This window comes from Microbacterium bandirmense, from assembly GCF_037204185.1.
GTDB lineage: Bacteria > Actinomycetota > Actinomycetes > Actinomycetales > Microbacteriaceae > Microbacterium > Microbacterium bandirmense.
In genome coordinates this window covers 157,231-175,571 of record NZ_JBBDGM010000002.1, presented here as the reverse complement: position 1 = coordinate 175,571, position 18,341 = coordinate 157,231, and the positions used below count along the sequence as shown (strand labels likewise).

Annotated in this window: 21 protein-coding genes; 14 read left to right on the top strand and 7 right to left on the bottom strand. The window is 68.3% G+C overall.

Going from position 1 to position 18,341, the window contains the following annotated elements:
• Nucleotide 1: 1 nt before the first annotated feature.
• Nucleotides 2–760, bottom strand: coding sequence for a GntR family transcriptional regulator (locus tag WDU99_RS02850; protein WP_337330924.1), 759 nt, complete (start codon nucleotides 758–760; stop codon nucleotides 2–4).
• 206 nt (nucleotides 761–966) lie between these two features.
• On the opposite strand from WDU99_RS02850, the gene WDU99_RS02845 reads away from it, so the two are divergent.
• The 4 genes from WDU99_RS02845 to ehuA are packed head-to-tail and all read left to right on the top strand — an operon-like array spanning nucleotide 967 to nucleotide 4,067.
• Nucleotides 967–1,869 carry a transporter substrate-binding domain-containing protein gene (locus WDU99_RS02845; protein WP_337330923.1) on the top strand — a complete coding sequence of 301 codons (903 nt, stop codon included), beginning with the start codon at nucleotides 967–969 and terminating at the stop codon, nucleotides 1,867–1,869.
• A gap of 14 nt (nucleotides 1,870–1,883) precedes the next feature.
• Nucleotides 1,884–2,609, top strand: a complete 726-nt coding sequence (gene ehuC / locus WDU99_RS02840; protein WP_337330922.1) for an ectoine/hydroxyectoine ABC transporter permease subunit EhuC — start codon at nucleotides 1,884–1,886, stop codon at nucleotides 2,607–2,609.
• Nucleotides 2,606–3,268, top strand: a complete 663-nt coding sequence (ehuD, locus tag WDU99_RS02835) for an ectoine/hydroxyectoine ABC transporter permease subunit EhuD (RefSeq protein WP_337330921.1) — start codon at nucleotides 2,606–2,608, stop codon at nucleotides 3,266–3,268. Before ehuC ends, ehuD begins: the two co-directional genes overlap by 4 nt.
• Complete coding sequence (gene ehuA / locus WDU99_RS02830) at nucleotides 3,252–4,067, top strand: ectoine/hydroxyectoine ABC transporter ATP-binding protein EhuA (protein ID WP_420063975.1); 816 nt, start codon at nucleotides 3,252–3,254, stop codon at nucleotides 4,065–4,067. Before ehuD ends, ehuA begins: the two co-directional genes overlap by 17 nt.
• Nucleotides 4,068–4,178: 111 nt before the next feature.
• On the opposite strand, the gene WDU99_RS02825 is transcribed toward ehuA, so the two are convergent.
• The 3 genes from WDU99_RS02825 to WDU99_RS02815 are packed head-to-tail and all read right to left on the bottom strand — an operon-like array spanning nucleotide 4,179 to nucleotide 7,066.
• Nucleotides 4,179–5,441: a hypothetical protein gene (locus tag WDU99_RS02825; protein ID WP_337330920.1), complete on the bottom strand. Its 1,263-nt coding sequence runs from the start codon at nucleotides 5,439–5,441 to the stop codon at nucleotides 4,179–4,181.
• 42 nt (nucleotides 5,442–5,483) lie between these two features.
• Complete coding sequence (locus WDU99_RS02820; RefSeq protein ID WP_337330919.1) at nucleotides 5,484–6,026, bottom strand: DUF6264 family protein; 543 nt, start codon at nucleotides 6,024–6,026, stop codon at nucleotides 5,484–5,486.
• Nucleotides 6,023–7,066: a 4-hydroxy-3-methylbut-2-enyl diphosphate reductase gene (locus WDU99_RS02815; protein ID WP_420063979.1), complete on the bottom strand. Its 1,044-nt coding sequence runs from the start codon at nucleotides 7,064–7,066 to the stop codon at nucleotides 6,023–6,025. The genes WDU99_RS02820 and WDU99_RS02815 overlap by 4 nt, the downstream gene beginning before the upstream one ends.
• Nucleotides 7,067–7,202: 136 nt before the next feature.
• On the opposite strand from WDU99_RS02815, the gene xseA reads away from it, so the two are divergent.
• From xseA to WDU99_RS02775, 8 genes are all read left to right on the top strand, one after another.
• Entirely contained in the window at nucleotides 7,203–8,480 is a 1,278-nt protein-coding gene (gene xseA, locus WDU99_RS02810) for an exodeoxyribonuclease VII large subunit (RefSeq protein ID WP_337330918.1), read from the top strand.
• A 1-nt stretch (nucleotide 8,481) separates the two neighbouring features.
• Complete coding sequence (locus WDU99_RS02805) at nucleotides 8,482–8,718, top strand: exodeoxyribonuclease VII small subunit (protein ID WP_337330917.1); 237 nt, start codon at nucleotides 8,482–8,484, stop codon at nucleotides 8,716–8,718.
• Nucleotides 8,715–9,356, top strand: coding sequence for a DUF4245 family protein (locus WDU99_RS02800; RefSeq protein ID WP_337330916.1), 642 nt, complete (start codon nucleotides 8,715–8,717; stop codon nucleotides 9,354–9,356). Before WDU99_RS02805 ends, WDU99_RS02800 begins: the two co-directional genes overlap by 4 nt.
• Nucleotides 9,353–10,027 carry a carbonic anhydrase gene (locus WDU99_RS02795; protein ID WP_337330915.1) on the top strand — a complete coding sequence of 225 codons (675 nt, stop codon included), beginning with the start codon at nucleotides 9,353–9,355 and terminating at the stop codon, nucleotides 10,025–10,027. Before WDU99_RS02800 ends, WDU99_RS02795 begins: the two co-directional genes overlap by 4 nt.
• The gene (locus WDU99_RS02790; protein ID WP_337330914.1) at nucleotides 10,024–11,418 is read left to right on the top strand and encodes a class II fumarate hydratase; all 1,395 of its coding nucleotides are present in this window, start codon (nucleotides 10,024–10,026) and stop codon (nucleotides 11,416–11,418) included. The genes WDU99_RS02795 and WDU99_RS02790 overlap by 4 nt, the downstream gene beginning before the upstream one ends.
• Before the next feature lie 201 nt (nucleotides 11,419–11,619).
• Nucleotides 11,620–11,910: a hypothetical protein gene (locus WDU99_RS02785; protein ID WP_337330913.1), complete on the top strand. Its 291-nt coding sequence runs from the start codon at nucleotides 11,620–11,622 to the stop codon at nucleotides 11,908–11,910.
• Nucleotides 11,907–12,464, top strand: coding sequence for a hypothetical protein (locus WDU99_RS02780; protein ID WP_420063974.1), 558 nt, complete (start codon nucleotides 11,907–11,909; stop codon nucleotides 12,462–12,464). The genes WDU99_RS02785 and WDU99_RS02780 overlap by 4 nt, the downstream gene beginning before the upstream one ends.
• 350 nt (nucleotides 12,465–12,814) lie before the next feature.
• Entirely contained in the window at nucleotides 12,815–13,291 is a 477-nt protein-coding gene (locus WDU99_RS02775) for a hypothetical protein (RefSeq protein ID WP_337330912.1), read from the top strand.
• A gap of 214 nt (nucleotides 13,292–13,505) precedes the next feature.
• Here WDU99_RS02775 and WDU99_RS02770 read toward each other — a convergent pair whose 3' ends face one another.
• The 3 genes from WDU99_RS02770 to WDU99_RS02760 form a co-directional block, all read right to left on the bottom strand.
• Nucleotides 13,506–14,813, bottom strand: a complete 1,308-nt coding sequence (locus WDU99_RS02770) for a PhoH family protein (RefSeq protein ID WP_337331107.1) — start codon at nucleotides 14,811–14,813, stop codon at nucleotides 13,506–13,508.
• A 228-nt stretch (nucleotides 14,814–15,041) separates the two neighbouring features.
• Nucleotides 15,042–16,160 (bottom strand): aminotransferase class V-fold PLP-dependent enzyme, encoded by a 1,119-nt coding sequence (locus WDU99_RS02765; RefSeq protein ID WP_337330911.1) that lies wholly within the window; start codon nucleotides 16,158–16,160, stop codon nucleotides 15,042–15,044.
• Nucleotides 16,161–16,194: 34 nt separating this feature from the next.
• Entirely contained in the window at nucleotides 16,195–16,977 is a 783-nt protein-coding gene (locus WDU99_RS02760) for an isoprenyl transferase (RefSeq protein ID WP_337330910.1), read from the bottom strand.
• 139 nt (nucleotides 16,978–17,116) lie between these two features.
• Here WDU99_RS02760 and trhA point away from each other — a divergent pair, with 139 nt between their 5' ends.
• Both trhA and WDU99_RS02750 read left to right on the top strand, forming a co-directional pair.
• Nucleotides 17,117–17,803 carry a PAQR family membrane homeostasis protein TrhA gene (gene trhA, locus WDU99_RS02755; protein ID WP_337331106.1) on the top strand — a complete coding sequence of 229 codons (687 nt, stop codon included), beginning with the start codon at nucleotides 17,117–17,119 and terminating at the stop codon, nucleotides 17,801–17,803.
• A 61-nt stretch (nucleotides 17,804–17,864) separates the two neighbouring features.
• Nucleotides 17,865–18,338, top strand: coding sequence for an S-ribosylhomocysteine lyase (locus WDU99_RS02750; RefSeq protein ID WP_337330909.1), 474 nt, complete (start codon nucleotides 17,865–17,867; stop codon nucleotides 18,336–18,338).
• The last annotated feature ends 3 nt before the right edge of the window (nucleotides 18,339–18,341 follow it).

Below are 18,341 nucleotides of genomic sequence, written 5' to 3'. Positions count from 1 at the left end.
ATCAGCCGACGCTGGTCGGGTCGATCGGCTGGAACACCTGCACCTCGTCCTCGAGGTCGACCTCGACCGTATCGACGTCCGCATCTCCGCGAAGGCGCGAGACAGCATCCGCGAACTGCTGCTCGAGCGCATCGACGGCCGCACCCGCATCGGCCGCGGCGAGCGCGTCGAGCAGCGTGCGATAGGTCGGCGACACCGATCGGCGCACCGAGTACCCCTCGGCGACGCTGAAGCTCACGATGCGCGTCTGCATGATGAGCGTCGCCATCGCCCGGGTCATGCGGTCGCTGCCCGCGGCGTCGACGAGCACCTGATGGAACTCCAGGTCGGCGTCGCCGATGGCCCGTGCGTCGTCCCCCTCGCTCGCGGTCACCAGCTCGTCGAACGCGCGGGTGATGGCCTCGAGCGTCTCGGTGCTGCCGGCGCGGGTGATGCGGCGCACGGCCTGCGCCTCGACGGCCAGGCGCATCTCGTACACATCGTCGATCTGCTCGCCCTCGATCACGGCGACGCTCATGCCGCGACCGGGGACGGCGACGAGGATGCCCTCCTGCACCAGCCGCTGTGCGGCTTCGCGCAGCGGGCTGCGGCTCACACCGAGCTGAGCGGAGATCTCCACCTCGCCCAGTGACGCGCCCACCGAGAGCGCACCCGAGAAGATCGCCTTGCGCAGCTCGATCGCGATGAGATCGACGGTCGACAGCCGCGGCACGCGCAGCACGGCGGCACGGCCGACGGAGCGGGGCAGGTCACGGGGCATTCAGGTCTCCTCATCCACGGCGCATCTCGCGCCATCTCACATTCTCGCGCGTGGGAAGCCACATTCTGTGCATCCTCGTCGGCAACGGTTCTGTCTCATTGTCGACAATCTGCACGTCTGATTGTACGTGGATCGACAATCTCCCGTATCGTGTTCCAATGTCGCAGCCCACTCCGGCGCGACGGACAGTCACGAAGAGGAGCATCATGAGCAAGCGCACAGCCCGTACCGCACTCGCCACCCTGGGGGTGCTCACACTCGCTCTCACCGGCTGCGCATCCGGTGACGGAGGCGGAAGCGCCGGCGGTGACGGCGGCGACGAGGCCCAGACCACACTCGAGAAGGCACAGGACTCGGGCACGATCACGCTCGCGGTGGCCTCCGAGCGCCCCTACTCATGGGTCGAGGACGGCGAGCCGACCGGCGCCACCATCGCGATGCACAAGGAGATCTTCAGCAACCTCGGCATCGACGACATCCAGGTCGAAGAAGTCGAGTGGAATTCGCTCATTCCCGGCCTGAACGCCGGCCGCTGGGATGTCATCAGCGCGGGCATGTCGATCCTGCCCGACCGTTGCGAGCAGGCCGCCTTCAGCGACCCCGAGATCATGTACACCACGACCCTGGCCGTGCCGAAGGGCAACCCCGAGGGTCTGAGCGATCTCGACTCGATCGCCGAGAAGGGCGGCATCACGCTGGCCGTGCAGTCCGGCGCGATCGAAGAGGGCTACGCCAAAGACCTCGGCATCACCGATGTCATCAAGGTCGACAGCGCCACCGCCGGTCTCGAGACCGTCGAGGCGGGTCGAGCGGATGCCTTCGCGCTGACCGCCGTCTCGCTGAACTGGATGACGCAGGACAGCGACACGCTCGAGACCACCGAGGCGTTCGTGCAGGTGATCGACGGCGTCGAGCAGATCGGCGCCGGGGCGACCGTCTTCCGCCAGGCGGACAGCGAACTGCTCGAGGCCTACAACGAGGAGCTCGCCAAGATCACCGGCGACGAGCAGGCCTACCTCGACCTGGTCGAGCCCTTCGGGTTCACCGCCGAGAACCTGCCGCCGGCAGACCTCACCACCGAGCAGCTGTGTGCCGGTGACCTCGGCTGAGAGCCTCGCCTGACGTGACCGAGAATCTCGAAGCGCTCCAGGGGGCGCTGCCCTACCTGCTGGACGGGTTGCTGATAACCCTCCAGCTCACGGTGGGCGGCGCCCTGCTGGCGTTCGTCATCGCCATCGCGCTCGGCCTGCTGGCCCGGTTCGACAACATCATCCTGCGAGGCTTCGCCCGCACGGTCATCGAAGTGTTCCGCGGCACCTCCCTGCTGGTGCAGCTGTTCTTCCTGTTCTTCGTGCTGCCGCTGCCGCCGTTCAACGTCGAACTGCCCGCGGTGCTCGTCGGGATCCTCGGTCTCGGCCTCAACTACGGCGCGTACGGCGCCGAGGTAGTGCGCGGATCGATCAACTCGGTCTCCCGCGGCCAGTGGGAGGCCACCACGGCGCTCAGCCTGTCGCGCACCCAGCGCATGTGGCGGGTCATCTTCCCGCAGGCCTGGGCGCTCATGATCCCCTCGCTGACCAACCTGCTGATCCAGCTGCTGAAGGGCACCGCGGTCGTGTATCTGATCACGATCGTCGACCTCACCGCCGAGCTGAACAAGCTGCGCATCGACACCGACGTGGTCTTCGCCTACTCCCTGGGACTCGTCGTCTACTTCGTGATCGCCTACATCCTCACCATCGCCATGAACGCCCTCGAAGCGCGGGCCAAGCACAAGCTCGGCCAAGGCACACGGCTGCGAGAAGCCGTCGCGGCGCCCACCGTCGATGCAGAGGGGGACGTCCCGTGAACGACGATCGAGTCATCTGGAACTGGGATCACGCCCTCGCGGCGCTCCCCGACATGCTGTGGTCCTTCCTCACCGTCACCCTCTACGTGACCCTGCTCGGCAGTGCGATCGCGGCGGTGCTGGGCCTGATCATCGCCCTGGCGCGCAAGAGCACACCACGCCCCGTGGCCGCCGTGCTGACGTTCATCATGAACTTCATCCGCATGACACCGCTCGTCGTGCAGCTGCTGTTCGCCTACTACGCACTGACCGCGGTGCCGCCGCTCACCCTCGGGGTGCTGATCTTCGGCATCCACTACGCCACCTACATGGCCGAGGTCTACCGCGCCGGCATCGACGCGGTGCCGCGCGGCCAGTGGGAGGCCGCCACCGCGCTGTCGATGTCGCGCGGACGCACCTGGACCGCCGTCGTCATCCCGCAGGCACTGCGCTCCACCCTGCCGGCCCTCGGCAATTACGTCATCTCGATGTTCAAGGAGACGCCGTTCCTCGCCGTCATCACCGTGACCGACATGGTGCGCGCCGCGCAGGAGTACGGCGGATCGAACTTCCGGTTCATGGAAGCAATCACCATGGCGGGGATCCTGTTCCTCGTCGCCAGCTACCCGACCTCATTGCTCATCGGGCGATTGGAGAAGCGCCTTGCCTACACAACCTGACACCCACACCGGCGCCATCACGCTGAACGACGGCGAGGTGCCCGCCATCCGCTTCGACAAGGTCGAGAAGCGCTTCGGCGATCACGTCGTGCTGCACGACCTGGACTTCACCGTGCGCAAGGGCGACCGCGTCACGCTCATCGGTCCCAGCGGCTCGGGCAAGACGACGATCCTGCGCCTGGTGATGACGCTCGAAGAGGCCAACGGCGGGTACATCTACATCGACGGCAGCCCCCTCACCCACTACGAGAAGGACGGCAAGCGCGTCGAGCTGAAGGAGAAGCACAAGAACGAGATGCGCAAGCGCATCGGCATGGTGTTCCAGCAGTTCAACCTGTTCCCGAACATGACGGTGCTCGAGAACATCATCGAGGCCCCCGTGCATGTGCTGAAGGTGCCGAAGACCCAGGCCGTCGCCCGTGCGCACGAGCTGCTCGAGATGGTCGGCCTGCCCGACAAGGCAGACGCCCACCCGACGCAGCTCTCGGGCGGTCAGCAGCAGCGCGTGGCGATCGCCCGCGCGCTGGCCATGGAGCCCGAGATCCTGCTGCTCGACGAGGTGACCAGCGCCCTCGACCCCGAGGTGGTCGGCGAGGTGCTGAACATCCTGCGCGACATCGCCCGCGACACTGACGTGACGATGCTGATCGTCACGCATGAGATGCAGTTCGCGCGCGACGTGTCGAACCGGGTGCTGATGTTCGACGGCGGACGCATCGTCGAGGAGGGCTCCCCCGACCAGATCTTCAGCGCGCCGCACGAGCAGCGCACGAAGGACTTCCTCGCCGCCGTCCTCTGACGCCGGCGCGCGCTTCGCGCGGAAATGTACGCTCCGCGCGGATCCGATCCCGCGATTCATCCGCGGCATGCGTACATTTCCGCGGCAGGCGTACGCGCGCCGGCGCCGCGGTCAGCGGCGGTGCAGCATCCGCACGGTCCAGATCACCAGATCGGCGACGGCATCGATCACGATCAGGACGCCGAGTCCGCGCACGAGCCGCGACCGACTCCTGCCCAGCGCGACACCCGCGGCGAGCTCGGCCGTGCTGATCGAGGCTCCGAGCAGGGGCCGCTTGCGCAGGAAGCGCGCGAACCGCGGGAGCGGACGGTCACGGCGGGTGAGCGGCGTCGTCTCGACGAAGCCGCCGACCAGCAGGTCGCCGACGGTGCGCCACCATCCCCGGGGCGCGAACCGCCGCCCGGTGGACGCGTCATCGAGCCCCGCGCCGATCAGCGTCTGCGGCACGCCGAACGCCGCGATGAAGGCGCGCAGCCGCTCGCCCTCGCCGACCGTCCCACCCAGAGCCTCAGGCATGCACGCGCGCTGCGCGGCGTCGACGTCGATCGCGTCGCCCATCCGCAGTGCTTCCAGCTCGTCGCGCGTGCCGTCGGCCTCGGCCAGCATCCGCCGGTACACCTCGGCACTCTCGGCGACGGCGATCGCATCGATTTCGAGCACGGGTCTGGTGTGCTGCTCCGCGTTCGGCCACACCATCGCCGTGCGCCCGCGCGGCGAGGTGATCTCCACCCAGGCATCGCCCTCCGCGGGCAGGTTGACCTCGATGATCGGACCGTCCGCCGTGCCCCCGGAGACCGCCATGTGCGGCTGGTCGGTGCTGTAACGGTACAGCGACCATGTGCCCACCTCGAGGTGGTCGACCGGCGTACTCAGGATCTGGGCGGTCAGGCGCGCGCCCCACGGCCCGCGCCGCGAGAATTCCGCGACGCGCACCGGTTCGGGCGCGAACAGTTCGTCGTCGAACTCGGCGTCGTCGTCCAGCACCCCGAATCCGGTCATGTCATCGGGCGACGCCGCGGAGTCGTCGAGCTGCTCGAACGCGTCACCGAACTGCTCGTCGAGCTCGGCATCCACCGTCTCGAACGCGTCGTCGTCGAAGCCCAGGTGAAGCGAGAGTCCGGCATCGTCGAACAGCTCCTGCAGACGGTGCGCCGTGAGATCGAAGCGCAGACGGTCGTCGGCGTCGAGCGCGACGATCTCGCCCCCATCCGTGACCGGTATCAGCAGCACCGTCTCATCACCGTCGAAGCCGCGCACCGCCGCGAGCACTCGCTCGTCGCGCAGGATGTGCTCGGCTGCCGCGGTCGGATCAGCACCGTCACCGGAGTCGACGGAGGCGTAGGTGACCTGGAACGCGATCTGCTCTGCTGACACCCCTCGAGGCTACGCGATCTGGCCGAGAGCGCGGGCCTGCAGTCAGCCCGCAGGCGGGGTGAGCAGGCTCTGCGTGAACGCGGGATCGCCCATCATCGGCACCGAGACGCACACCGACACGAGCAGCATGGTCACGACGAAGCCGGCCAGCGGCACCCACCATGCCGACGCGCCGCGCGCGAGCCGACGGAACGCGAGCCACACCGTGGCCGCATAGCCCGCCAGCATGACCGCCACCGCGATCACACCCCAGGTGCGCGCCGATGCGAAGTTCGAGAAATCGCCCTCGACGCCCAGCATCTCCATCGACAGGCCGAGCGTGGTCGACAGGTCGAGGAATCCGGGGATCGACGAGAACACGTTGATGAGACCGATCGCGAGCAGCGCGATCGTGACCACCCGGTTGACGGGATTGGCGCGGGCGATGCCCGCGGCGGGAGGCGCGGTGGGCGCGGTCGGCGCGGGAGGGACGGATGCCGGAGAGTCGGATGCTGCCGGCTCAGCGCCCAGCGGCGGGAGACCGGCCCGCGCGCGCTGCTCCTCGGGCGTCGCGTACTCGCCGTATTGCGGCCGATCGGTGCTCATGAGCGTGCGGCTCGTCCACCGAGCGCGCGCTCGTCACGCTGGCCGCTCGGGTCCTGGCGCAGCTCCTTGGGCAGCGAGAACATCAGGTCCTCCTCCGCCGTGCGCACCTCTTCGACGTCGCCGTATCCGGCCTCGCTCAGCGCCTCGAGCACCTCTTGCACGAGCACCTCGGGCACGGAAGCACCACTGGTGACGCCGACGGTCTCGACACCGTCGAGCCACTCCTGCTTGACCTCGTCGGCGTAGTCGACGCGGTAGGCGGCCTTGGCCCCGTACTCGAGGGCCACCTCGACCAGGCGCACGCTGTTGGACGAGTTCGCCGAACCGACCACGATCACCAGGTCGGCGTCCTTCGCGACCTTCTTGATCGCCACCTGACGGTTCTGGGTGGCGTAGCAGATGTCATCCGACGGCGGGTTGTGCAGTTCGGGGAAACGCGTGCGCAGGCGGTTGACGGTCTCCATGGTCTCGTCGACCGACAGGGTGGTCTGCGAGAGCCAGACGACCTTCGAGGGGTCCTTCACCTGCACGGTGTCGGCTTCCTCGGGATTGTTGACGATCGTGACGCGCTCGGGTGCGTGACCGGCGGTGCCCTCGACCTCTTCGTGACCGTCATGGCCGATCAGCAGGATCTCGAAGTCATCGCGTGCGAAGCGCACCGCCTCGCGGTGCACCTTGGTCACCAGCGGGCAGGTGGCGTCGATCGCGTGCAGACCGCGGTCGGCCGCGCCCTGCACGACAGCCGGCGAGACGCCGTGGGCGCTGAAGACGATGTGGGCCCCCTCGGGCACTTCGTCGACCTCCTCGACGAAGATCGCGCCCTTGGCCTCGAGCTCCGTGACGACGTGGATGTTGTGCACGATCTGCTTGCGCACGTACACCGGAGCGCCGTAGCGATCGAGCGCCTTCTCGACGGCGACGACCGCGCGGTCGACACCGGCGCAGTATCCGCGCGGGGCGGCCAGCAGCACCCTCTTCTCACCGTCGACGGGACGGTTCTCCAGGCGCGCGCGCTCGGTCGGGCGACGGCGGGAGGGAATGTGCGGCACAGGCAGCGAGACAGCGGTTGAACTCACCCCTCCAGCCTACCCGCGGCACCTGTTCAAGGGCCGGGAGCCGGGGCGTCGGCCGTTGAGTGACGGAACCCGCGTCGGTGGCATCCGGAACAATGGACGCATGACCGTCTTCGAAGCCGCCGCCGTTCCCGGCGAGCCGCCGCCCGCGGACTCCGTCGCGCCGCGCGACTCGCGCCCCGACGCCCCCACCTCGGTCGCACGACTGAACGGCACGATCCGCGACTTCATCGCCCGCTGGAACACGGTCTGGGTCGAGGGCGAGATCACGTCCTGGAACCTGCGCGCCGGCAACGTGTTCGCACGCCTCAAAGACGTGCGCTCCGACGCGCACATCTCGATCCGCATCTGGTCGAGTGTGCGGCCGCGCATCCCGAGCGACCTGGCAGTCGGCGACCACGTGGTCGCGGCCGTCAAGGCCGACTACTTCGTCAAGGGCGGCGACTTCAGCTTCATCGTCTCGGCGATGAAGCACGTCGGCCTGGGCGATCAGCTCGAGCGGCTCGAGAAGCTGCGCGCCCAGTTGCGCCAGGAGGGCCTGTTCGACGATCGTCGCAAGCGGGCGCTGCCGTTCCTGCCGCACTGCATCGGCCTGATCACCGGCGAGAAGTCGGATGCTGAGAAGGACGTGCACCGCAACGCCGAACTGCGCTGGCCGCAGGTGCATTTCCGCACCGAGCATGTCGCGGTGCAGGGCGACCGGTGCGTTCCCGAGGTGCTCGCGGCCCTGCAGAAGCTGGATGCCGACCCCGAGGTCGACGTCATCATCATCGCCCGCGGGGGCGGCGACCCGCAGACGCTGCTCGGCTTCAGCGACGAGAGGCTCATCAGGGCGGTCGCGGCAGCATCCACCCCCGTCGTCAGCGCGATCGGGCACGAGAACGACCACCCCCTGCTCGACGACGTCGCCGACCTGCGCGCCTCGACGCCGACGGACGCCGCCAAGCGCGTCGTGCCGGATGTCGGCGAGCAGCGAGCAATCGTCGCGCAGCTGCGCGCCCGCGCCACGACACGGCTGACCCAACGGATCTCCCACGACATCGCGCAGCTCGAGCAGCTGCGCTCCCGCCCCGTGCTGCGCTCCCCCGACCCGATCATCGAGACGCGTGCGCAGGAGGTGTGGCTTCTCACCTCACGGGGACGAGACACCGTGCACCGCGGGGTGGATGCCGCGCATCGTGCCACCGCCGAGCTGCGCGCGTCGCTGCGCGCGCTGTCACCCGCGGCGACCCTCGCCCGCGGCTACGCCATCGTGCACCGCGACGGCGGACGCATCCTCACCGACGCCGCCGACGCCCCGGCGGGCGTCGATCTGACGGTCACCCTCGACCGGGGTTCGCTGCGCGCCCGCTCCGACGGAGAGATCGAGGAAGGCGGATAGGATGGAGGGTGTGACCGCGCCCAACGACACCCCCGTCGAATCGCTGTCGTTCGAGGCCGCGCGCGACGAGCTGGTGCGCGTCGTCGCCGAACTCGAGCAGGGTTCGCCGACGCTCGAGCACTCCCTCGCCCTGTGGGAGCGCGGTGAGGCACTCGCCGCGCGGTGCGAGGAATGGCTGGTCGGCGCGAAGCGCCGGTTGGATGCTGCACGGGCAGCATCCGATGGAGATGAGGAATGAGCAGGCAGCCGACGGTCGTCGCGGGTCTCGGGCGCCCCGAGACCGCGCAGGAGACCGCTGACCGCAAGGCCGAGTCGAGCCGGGTGTACCGCTCGAGTCAGACCTTCCGCAATCTGATCGCGGCGCTGATCGTCACGGTCGCCGTCGTCGCCGTCGTCGTGTTCGGCGTGCCGCGCGGCACGCCCGTCACCGCGCCCGAGATCGATGTCGCCGCCATCGCGGCCGACGTCGAGACGAGCATGCAGCGGCCCGCGCTCGTTCCCGACACCGATGACTTCTGGCGCGTGAACGCGGCTCAGCTCGACGGCGGCGCCGTGCCCGTCTGGGACATCACCCTCGCTCCGGCCGCCGACGACGAGCGCGGCTTCATCCGCATCGCGCAGGCCTTCGGCGCCGACGTGTCGTGGGCCCCGCAGGTGCTCGGCGGCAAGGCACCCACCGACACCACGACCATCGACGGACGCGAGTGGGACGTATTCGAACTCGGTTCGGGCGGCGACGCCAACATCACCTACGCGCTCGGCACCCAGGCCGGCCCCGACTACGTGCTGCTCTACGGATCCCGCTCCGCGGACTCCACGGCAGAGCTGGCCTCATCACTTTCCGCACAGCTGAACGACCTGGAGGAGGCCGAATGACTGCGACGCTCACACCCGCCGAAGCCTGGCAGGAGATGCTCGACGGCAATCGACGATTCGTCGCCGGCGCCCCGGCGCACCCGCACCAGGACATCGACAAGCGGCACGAGCTCGCACAGGGACAGGCGCCGATCGCCACGCTGTTCGGCTGCTCGGACTCCCGCCTGGCCGCCGAGATCATCTTCGACAAGGGCCTCGGCGACCTGTTCGTCGTGCGCAACGCCGGCCAGGTGATCGGCGAGTCGATCGTCGCCAGCCTCGAGTACGCCGTCGGCATCCTCGGGGTGCCGCTGATCGTCGTGCTCGCCCACGACTCGTGCGGCGCCGTGCGCGCCGCCATCGACGGCACCGCCATCGACTCCGAACCGCTGCCGGCGGGCATCTGGAAGCTCATCGCCCCGATCGTGCCCGCAGCCCGCAAGGTGTTCGCCGAGACCGGGGGCACCACGCCCGCCGACATCGACGCCGAACTCGTCGGTCGCGAGCACCTGCGCAACACCGTCGCCGACCTGCTGCACTCGTCGGAGATGATCAGCGCCGCCGTCGCCGCCGGGAAACTGGGCATCGTCGGCGCCAACTACCGGCTCGCAGAGGGCACCGCCGTGCCCGTGGTCACTGTGGGCATCGACACCGGGGAGAACGACCCCGCATCCAAGGAGGGATCGGAATGAGCGACCAGCAGTACCGCATCGAGCACGACACCATGGGCGAGGTGCGCGTGCCCGTGAACGCGCTGTACAGCGCACAGACGCAGCGCGCCGTCGAGAACTTCCCGATCTCGGGGTCGGGCCTCGAGTCCACCCAGATCGCGGCGCTCGCCCGCATCAAGAAGGCCGCGGCTCTCGCGAACAAGGAGCTCGGCACCCTCGACGGAGCGATCGCCGACGCCATCGCCCAGGCCGCCGATCAGGTCGCCTCCGGCAAGCACGACGGCGAGTTCCCGGTCGACACGTACCAGACCGGCTCGGGCACCTCGTCGAACATGAACATGAACGAGGTGCTGGCGAACCTGGCATCCAGCATCCTCGGCTCCGCCGTGCACCCGAACGACCACGTCAACGCATCGCAGTCGTCGAACGACGTCTTCCCCACCTCGGTGCACATCGCCGTCACGCAGGCGCTGATCGACACGCTCATCCCGTCGCTCGACCACCTCGCCGTCGCCCTCGAGGCGAAGGCCGAGCTGTGGAAGAGCGTGGTGAAGTCGGGCCGCACGCACCTGATGGACGCGACCCCCGTCACGCTCGGTCAGGAGTTCGGCGGCTACGCCCGCCAGCTGCGCCTCGGCATCGAGCGCGTGCAGTCCGCGCTCCCCCGTGTCGCCGAGGTGCCGCTGGGCGGCACCGCAGTGGGCACCGGCATCAACACGCCCCTCGGCTTCCCACAGAAGGTCATCGAGCTGCTCGCCGCCGAGACCGAACTGCCGATCACCGAGGCGAAGGACCACTTCGAGGCGCAGGCCAACCGCGACGGTCTTGTCGAGGCATCCGGCGCGCTGCGCACCATCGCCGTCTCGCTGACCAAGATCAACAACGACCTGCGCTGGATGGGCTCGGGCCCGAACACGGGCCTCGGCGAGCTGCACATCCCCGACCTGCAGCCCGGATCGTCGATCATGCCCGGCAAGGTCAACCCGGTCGTGCCCGAGGCCGTGCTGATGGTGTGCGCCCGCGTGATCGGCAACGACGCGACGGTCGCCTGGGCCGGCGCCTCGGGCTCGTTCGAGCTGAACGTGGCCATCCCGGTGATGGGCACCGCGCTTCTCGAGTCGATCCGCCTGCTCTCCAACGCCGTGCGCGTGCTGGCCGACAAGACGATCGACGGCCTGGAGGCCAATGTCGAGCGCGCCGCCGCTTTCGCGGGTATGAGCCCGTCGATCGTGACGCCGCTGAACAAGGTCATCGGCTACGAGGCGGCCGCGAAGATCGCCAAGCACGCCGTCGCCAAGGGCATCACGGTGCGCGAGGCCGTCATCGAGCTCGGCTACGTCGAGCGGGGCGAGATCACCGAAGAGGTGCTCGACCAGAAGCTCGATCTGCTGAGCATGACGCACGCCGGCTGACCTCGGCTGCGGGGCGTTTTCCTCGTTGCACTTCGGGGGCCGACACGCCAGATGTCGGACGAAACACACGTTTCGGTCCGACATCTGGAGTGTCGGCCCCCGTTCTGCATCTCCTGCACAAGCAGGGTGCGGGGCCGGGTTCTCCACAGTTGCCGGGTTTTCGGGGCATCTGCGTCGGCGCGAGGGCGGATGCTGGTGCGCATGCTCGATCCCCGTGAACTCATCACCAGCCTGGGCGGCATCGCCCAGGGCGCCCACCTGCAGCAGCACGGCATCAGTCGTGTGCGTTTGGCGAAGTCGGTGCGCGAAGGCGACGTGCAGCGCCTCCGCCCCGGGGTCTTCGCCACTGCCCGCCTGTGCGACGCGGCCCGCGACTCGCGTCGTGCAGTCGGCGGTACTGGGCGCGCTCGAGCGACTTCGGGAGCACGCATGACCGCATCTGTGGATAACTTCAGCGAGCGGGTCGCGGTTCGCGTTAGCGTGATCGGGTGACGATGACGACCGCGCCCGTGAAGACTATGACCCGGCGCGCCGGTGCGGCGTTCGCCGCCGCCGGTATCGTGCTCGGGATGCTGGCTGGCTGCTCCCCCGCAGAGCCGGAGCCCACCCCGTCGAAGACCGCCCTGTTCGCGTCGGAAGCGGAGGCGTTCGCGGCAGCGGAAGAGACGTACAGGGCGTATCTCGCCGATCTGAACGCAACAGACTTGAGCGATGACGATTCTTTTCGTCCTGTCTATGATTGGCTCACCGACACAGCGCTCAGCGCGGAGCGTGAAAGCCTTAGTTACTACTACGCAGAGCACTTGACCCGCACAGGCGAGACTTCTTTCGACACCTTTTCACCGCTCTCTCACTCCGAGGCCAAGACCGTGGCGAACATCTGCCTGGACGTTTCGGACGTTGATCTTCTGGACTCCGATGGCCGGTCTGTGCTTCCCGAGGATCGGCCGAACCGCCGCGCTTTGAAAGTCACATTCACCCCCGGCGACACAAGCACACGGTTAGCGATCGCCTCGAATCACGCACCCGAGGACTTCTCGTGTTAGTTTCCGCCGCGTCTGCCAGTGTGCTCGCGGTTCTGTTGTTTGCCGGGAGCAGTACGACGCCTCCGCCCGAAATAGGTGGAGGCGGAACTTCGTGGGGAATAGACGAGTCAGGTCGCGAACTGGACATTGAGAACCAACGTACGGAACCGGGGTCGAGCGGATCGAGCGGTGACGCTGAATCTCATTCATCGGGTGACGGTGTCATTGACCAGGTCGGCTATGTCCCGCCGCCGCGGCGGACGCCTGCGGATTGCCTGGCCAATTGGGACAACATGATGTCCTGTTGGGAGTTCATGGGCCGAGATGAAGCCACCGAAGAAGAAGACGAGCCCGCCCCGACGATGCCGCCGGTGACCATCACCGATCTGGAGTCCTTCTCGCCCGACGCCGGCATCCTCGCCGGGGAACCGAACAACCTCGGTGTCGCCGGGCTGCCGGCCAACTTCACCACCGACGCTGCCACGCACACGCAGAGCGGCGAACTGTTCGGATTCCCCATCCACGTCCGCTTCACCCCGGCGACCTATACCTTCCACTACGGTGACGGCGAGTCACGGGCATCCGACACTCCCGGCCAGAGCTGGGACGACCTCGACCTTCCCCAGTTCACCCCGACCGACACCAGTCACAGCTACGCCGAGCGCGGCACCTACGACGCCCGCGTCGACGTCACGTACACCGCCGAGATCGACCTCGGCGTCGGCTGGTTCCCCATCACCGGACAGCTCGACATCCCCGGCGCCCCGCAGCCCATCCGCATCTACGAGGCGCACACCGCCCTCGTCGCCCACACTTGCGACGAACAGCCTTCCGCCCCCGGCTGCTGATACCGACCGCCACATCACCCGCGTGGCGTCCTTCGTCTCGCTGCACTCGCTCAGGAACCGGGTTAGGGAAACAGATCGGGGGCCGACACTCCAGAAGTCGGACGAAACCCGCGGAACTGTCCGACATCTGGAGTGTCGGCCCCCAGACTGTAACCCCATCGCGCCCGGCCACCGTGGAACGGCAACCGGGCGCGGGGCGAACTCGCTGACCCCCTCAGCTGAGCTCGCTGCCCTCCAGCAGATCGGTGACCAGAGCTGCGATGGCCGAACGCTCCGAGCGCTGCAGTGTCACGTGCGCGAACAGGTCGTGCCCCTTCAGTGTCTCGATCACGCTCGCGACCCCGTCGTGGCGCCCGACGCGCAGGTTGTCGCGCTGCCCGACGTCATGCGTCAGCACCACCCGCGAGTTCTGCCCGATGCGGCTGAGCACCGTCAGCAGCACGTTGCGCTCCAGCGACTGCGCCTCATCGACGATCACGAACGCGTCGTGCAGCGATCGTCCGCGGATGTGCGTCAGCGGCAGCACCTCCAGCATCCCGCGATCGATGACCTCTTCGAGCACGTTGCCCGACACGACCGACCCCAGCGTGTCGAACACCGCCTGACCCCACGGGTTCATCTTCTCGCCCTGGTCACCCGGCAGATAGCCGAGCTCCTGCCCGCCGACCGCGAACAGCGGGCGGAACACGATGATCTTCTTCTGCTGCTGCCGCTCGAGCACCGATTCGAGCCCGGCGCACAGCGCCAGCGCCGACTTGCCGGTGCCGGCCCGACCACCCAGCGAGACGATCCCGACCTCGGGGTCGAGCAGCACATCGATCGCGATGCGCTGCTCCGCCGAACGCCCGTGCATCCCGAACACTTCGCGATCACCGCGCACCAGCCGGTACTCGCCGTCGCCGACGACCCTTCCCAACGCCGATCCGCGCTCGGAGTGGATGATCAACCCCGTGTTCACCGGCACCCCGCGCACCTCCTCGCTGAGCCCGACCTCACTCTCGTACAGGTCACTCATCTCATCACCCGAGAGATCGAGGCTGGTGATGCCCGTCCACCCCGAATCGACCGCCTGCTCCGCGAGGTACTCCTCGGCCGCCAGCCCGAGCGACGCGGCCTTGACCCGCATCGGCAGGTCCTTCGAGACGATCGTGACCTGCTGCCCGTCCTGCGCGAGCTGCGCGGCGGTGGCGAGGATGCGACTGTCGTTGTCGCTGAGGCGGATGCCCGCGGGCAGGATCGACATGTCGGCGTTGCCGAGCTCGACTCGCAGTGTGCCGCCGTCGCCGACCTCGACCGGGAAGTCCAGACGACCGTGCTCGATCCGCAGTTCATCGAGATGCCGCAGCGCACGCCGGGCGAAGTATCCGAGCTCGGGGTCGTGCCGCTTGCTCTCCAACTCGGTGATCACGACCACCGGGAGCACGATCGAATGCTCCGCGAAGCGGAACAGGGCCTGCGGATCGCTCAGAAGAACAGAGGTGTCGAGCACATATGTGCGAAGAGCCGTGTCATCCTGCGACACGGCTCTGGTGGCTGCTCTCCGGCTGGTGGACGGCTGCTGCGCTGTACGTGTGGTCACGATCCACTCCTACTTCCCGGGAGTGATCCCGGCTCTGCAGCGAGTCGACCAGGGGCCACGAGTCGCGAACCTGGAGGCCGACTCGATCGGGCACGGTGCCCGATGCCTTGAAGGTACGTCGCGACACGGCCGGTTTCGCGCACGACACGCGGCTGTCGGGTGACGTCTCGATTAACGGCGCGTGTCGGATGCTGCGAGCGCGCGCTCCAGCATCCGCAGCGTCTCATCGTCGGTGCCGGCATGCGGTGCCACCCGCACGGAGCTTCCGCGCGCCGTCACGGTCACGCCGGCATCCAACAGCGCCTGCGCGACCCGCTGCGGGTCGGCGGGCGCCAGCGAGACGATCCCGGCGCGATGGGCGCGCTCGCGCGGTGAGTCCACCACGGTGCCCGCGCGGTCGGCGATGTCGATGATCGCGTCCACGCGCTCGGCGAGCGCCCGCTCGATGTTCGCGACGCCGGCGGTGCGGGCGTCATCGAGGCCGGCGGCGAGCCGGGCCGCCGCGAGCGGGTCGAACATGCCGACCGCGTACGCCTGCCCCGAGGCTGCGGGCTCGAGCAGTTCATCGGCGACCACGGTGCCGGCCGTCGTTCCCATCATGCCGCTGAGCACCGGTGCGATGCGCTCGCGCGCCCGCGGTGAGAAGCGCGCGAACCCGGTGCCCCGCCCGGCTCGCAGCCACTTGTAGCCATGCCCGACCACGACATCCGCCAGCGTGTAGTCGTCGTCGACGACGCCGAACGACTGCACCGCGTCGAGGATCAGCAGCCGGTCAGGGCCGATCACGTCGCGCAGCTCGGCCAGGTCGATGCGGTACCCGGTGCGGAAGTCGACGTGGCTGACTGTCACGGCGTTGACCGCGTCGTCGAGTGCCTCGGCGATGGCATCGGGGGTCGCACGACCATCGACCGGCGTGATCCAGCGCGGCCGGAGTGCGCCGCGCGACGCCTGCGACGCGCGGTGCAGCATCAGGCTCACCGCCGGGAACTCAGCCGTCGAGACGACGATATCGCCGGTCAGCCCGTAGAACGCCTGCATCAGGCCGTGCGCTCCCGACGTGTGCAGCGTGACGTCGTCGACGTCGGCGCGCAGCAGCTCGGCGAGCAGCTGTCGCGCGCGATCCACGTAGGCGAATGCCGTCGGAACGGCGGTCGGATGCCCGGCGCTGAGCGCGTCGATCTCGCGGATCGCCTGATCGCGAACGCTCGTGGACAGCGGCCCGAACGCCGCCCAGTTCAGATAGCCGGGCACAACGTCGAACGTCGAGAGGTAATCGTCGAACGCGCTCATCCGCTCAGTCTGCCACCCGTCGCGGACAGACGCGTCAGCGCCCGAAGCGACGGTCGCGGTCGGCGAAGTCGCGGATCGCACGAAGGAAGTCGACCTCGCGCAGGTCGGGCCCGAGGGCTTCGACGAAGTAGAACTCGCTGTGCGCGCTCTGCCAGAGCAGAAAGTCGCTCAACCTCTGCTCGCCGCTGGTGCGGATCACCAGATCGGGATCGGGCTGACCGCCGGTGTACAGGTGCTCGCCGATCATCTCGGGGGTCAACTGGGCGGCAAGGTCGTCGAGCGTTCCGCCGGAGGCGTTGTGCTTGCCGATGATGCTGCGCACCGCATCGACGATCTCGTTGCGTCCCCCGTAGCCGACCGCCAGATTCACGTGTAGGCCCGTGTGATCGCTGGTGCGCCGCTGGGCGTCTTCGAGCACCCGCGCCAGCTCGGGCGGGAGGATGTCGGTTCGGCCGACGTGCTGCACCCGCCAGTTGCCGTGCTGCGCGAGCGTGTCGGCGAGTTCGGCGATGATCTCGATGAGATCGCTGATCTCCTTCGAGTCGCGCTTGCTGAGGTTGTCGGCCGACAGCAGGTACAGCGAGACGACCTCGATGCCCAGCTCGTCGCACCAGCCGAGGAATTCGCGCATCTTCGCGGCACCCGCACGGTGCCCGTCGGCAGCGGAGTCGTAGCCCAGCTGGCGTGCCCAGCGCCGGTTGCCGTCGATCATCATCGCGACGTGGTGCGGAACGGACGCCGCGTCGATGCGTCGGCGAAGACGATTTCCGTAGAGCCGATAGAGGGGCCCGCGCCCCGAGCTCTCGCGTGCAGTCACGTGCCTACGCTACCGCCACCTCGGCGTTCCTCCCTGTGACTGCTCAGGATATGTACGGCACGCGGAATGCTCGCGAGCCTAGAGTGAGCGTGTGAGCACACGACGCGCAGACGATGTCGACGTCCCCCAGCTTCCGCTGATGGAAGCCGCCGCGGTCGACGCGGCGGTCGAGATCAAGCCGAGCTGGCGCGGCTGGATCCATGTGGGCATCTTCCCCATCGCGATCGCCGCCGGCATCGTGCTGATCGTGCTCGCGCAGGGGGCACCCGCGAAATGGGCCGCAGCGGTCTTCATGACCACCTCGCTGCTGCTGTTCGGCAACTCGGCGGTCTACCACCGCTTCAACTGGGGCCCCACGACCAAGGCCGTGCTCAAGCGCATCGACCACGCGAACATCCTGCTGCTGATCGCCGGCACCTACACGCCGATCGCGACGCTCGCCCTGCCACCAGAGAAGGGTGCGCTGCTGCTCTTTCTGGTGTGGGGTGGTGCGATCCTGGGCATCCTCTTCCGCGTCTTCTGGATCAACGCGCCGCGCTGGCTCTACGTCGCTCTCTACCTCGTGCTCGGCTGGGCCGCGGTGATGTACATGGTCGACCTCGTCATCGCGAACGTCGCCATGATGGTGCTGGTGTGCGTGGGTGGCCTGCTCTACACCGCCGGCGCGATCGTCTACGCGATGAAGAAGCCCAATCCCTGGCCGGGGCACTTCGGGTTCCACGAGATCTTCCACGTGTGCACCGTGCTGGCCTTCCTCTGCCACTGGACCGCCTGCCTGCTCATCTCGCTGGCGCCGTACTCCCCCTCGCTCGGCCTGCCCGGCTGAGCACTCGGCCTGCCCGGCTGAGCGATACGCTCGAAGCGTCCCCGAACGCAAGGAGCATCCCATGGCCGACGTCGAGAGCTTCACCCTCGATCACACTGCTGTCATCGCCCCGTACGTGCGCCTGATCGGCGTCGAGCACGGGCCCAAGGGCGATGCGATCTCGAACTTCGACGTGCGCTTCGTGCAGCCCAATGAGGGTGAGATCCCCACCGCGGGGCTGCACACCATCGAGCACACGCTCGCCAGCGTCTTGCGCGACCGCATCGACGGCGTGATCGACATCTCGCCGTTCGGGTGCCGCACCGGCTTCCACCTGATCATGTGGGGCGAACCGGCGATCGCCGACGTCGTCGCGGCGATCCGCGCCGGACTCGAGTTCATCGCCGGTCCGGCCGAATGGAGCGACGTGCCCGGGGTGTCGGCGGTGGAATGCGGAAACTACCGCGACCACAGCCTGCACTCGGCGAAGGAGTGGTCGAAGCGCATCCTCGAGCAGGGCATCAGCCTCGACGCGTTCGCGCGCGTCGGCGTCTGACCT

Excerpts from the sequence above, each read along its gene's own strand:
- WDU99_RS02850 (WP_337330924.1), bottom strand. The coding sequence starts at position 760 with ATGCCCCGTGACCTGCCCCGCTCCGTCGGCCGTGCCGCCGTGCTGCGC.
- WDU99_RS02845 (WP_337330923.1), top strand. The coding sequence starts at position 967 with ATGAGCAAGCGCACAGCCCGTACCGCACTCGCCACCCTGGGGGTGCTC.
- WDU99_RS02820 (WP_337330919.1), bottom strand. The coding sequence starts at position 6,026 with ATGAGCACCGATCGGCCGCAATACGGCGAGTACGCGACGCCCGAGGAG.
- xseA (WP_337330918.1), top strand. The coding sequence starts at position 7,203 with ATGACCGTCTTCGAAGCCGCCGCCGTTCCCGGCGAGCCGCCGCCCGCG.
- WDU99_RS02805 (WP_337330917.1), top strand. The coding sequence starts at position 8,482 with ATGGAGGGTGTGACCGCGCCCAACGACACCCCCGTCGAATCGCTGTCG.
- WDU99_RS02800 (WP_337330916.1), top strand. The coding sequence starts at position 8,715 with ATGAGCAGGCAGCCGACGGTCGTCGCGGGTCTCGGGCGCCCCGAGACC.
- WDU99_RS02795 (WP_337330915.1), top strand. The coding sequence starts at position 9,353 with ATGACTGCGACGCTCACACCCGCCGAAGCCTGGCAGGAGATGCTCGAC.
- WDU99_RS02790 (WP_337330914.1), top strand. The coding sequence starts at position 10,024 with ATGAGCGACCAGCAGTACCGCATCGAGCACGACACCATGGGCGAGGTG.
- WDU99_RS02785 (WP_337330913.1), top strand. The coding sequence starts at position 11,620 with ATGCTCGATCCCCGTGAACTCATCACCAGCCTGGGCGGCATCGCCCAG.
- WDU99_RS02765 (WP_337330911.1), bottom strand. The coding sequence starts at position 16,160 with ATGAGCGCGTTCGACGATTACCTCTCGACGTTCGACGTTGTGCCCGGC.
- trhA (WP_337331106.1), top strand. The coding sequence starts at position 17,117 with ATGGAAGCCGCCGCGGTCGACGCGGCGGTCGAGATCAAGCCGAGCTGG.
- WDU99_RS02750 (WP_337330909.1), top strand. The coding sequence starts at position 17,865 with ATGGCCGACGTCGAGAGCTTCACCCTCGATCACACTGCTGTCATCGCC.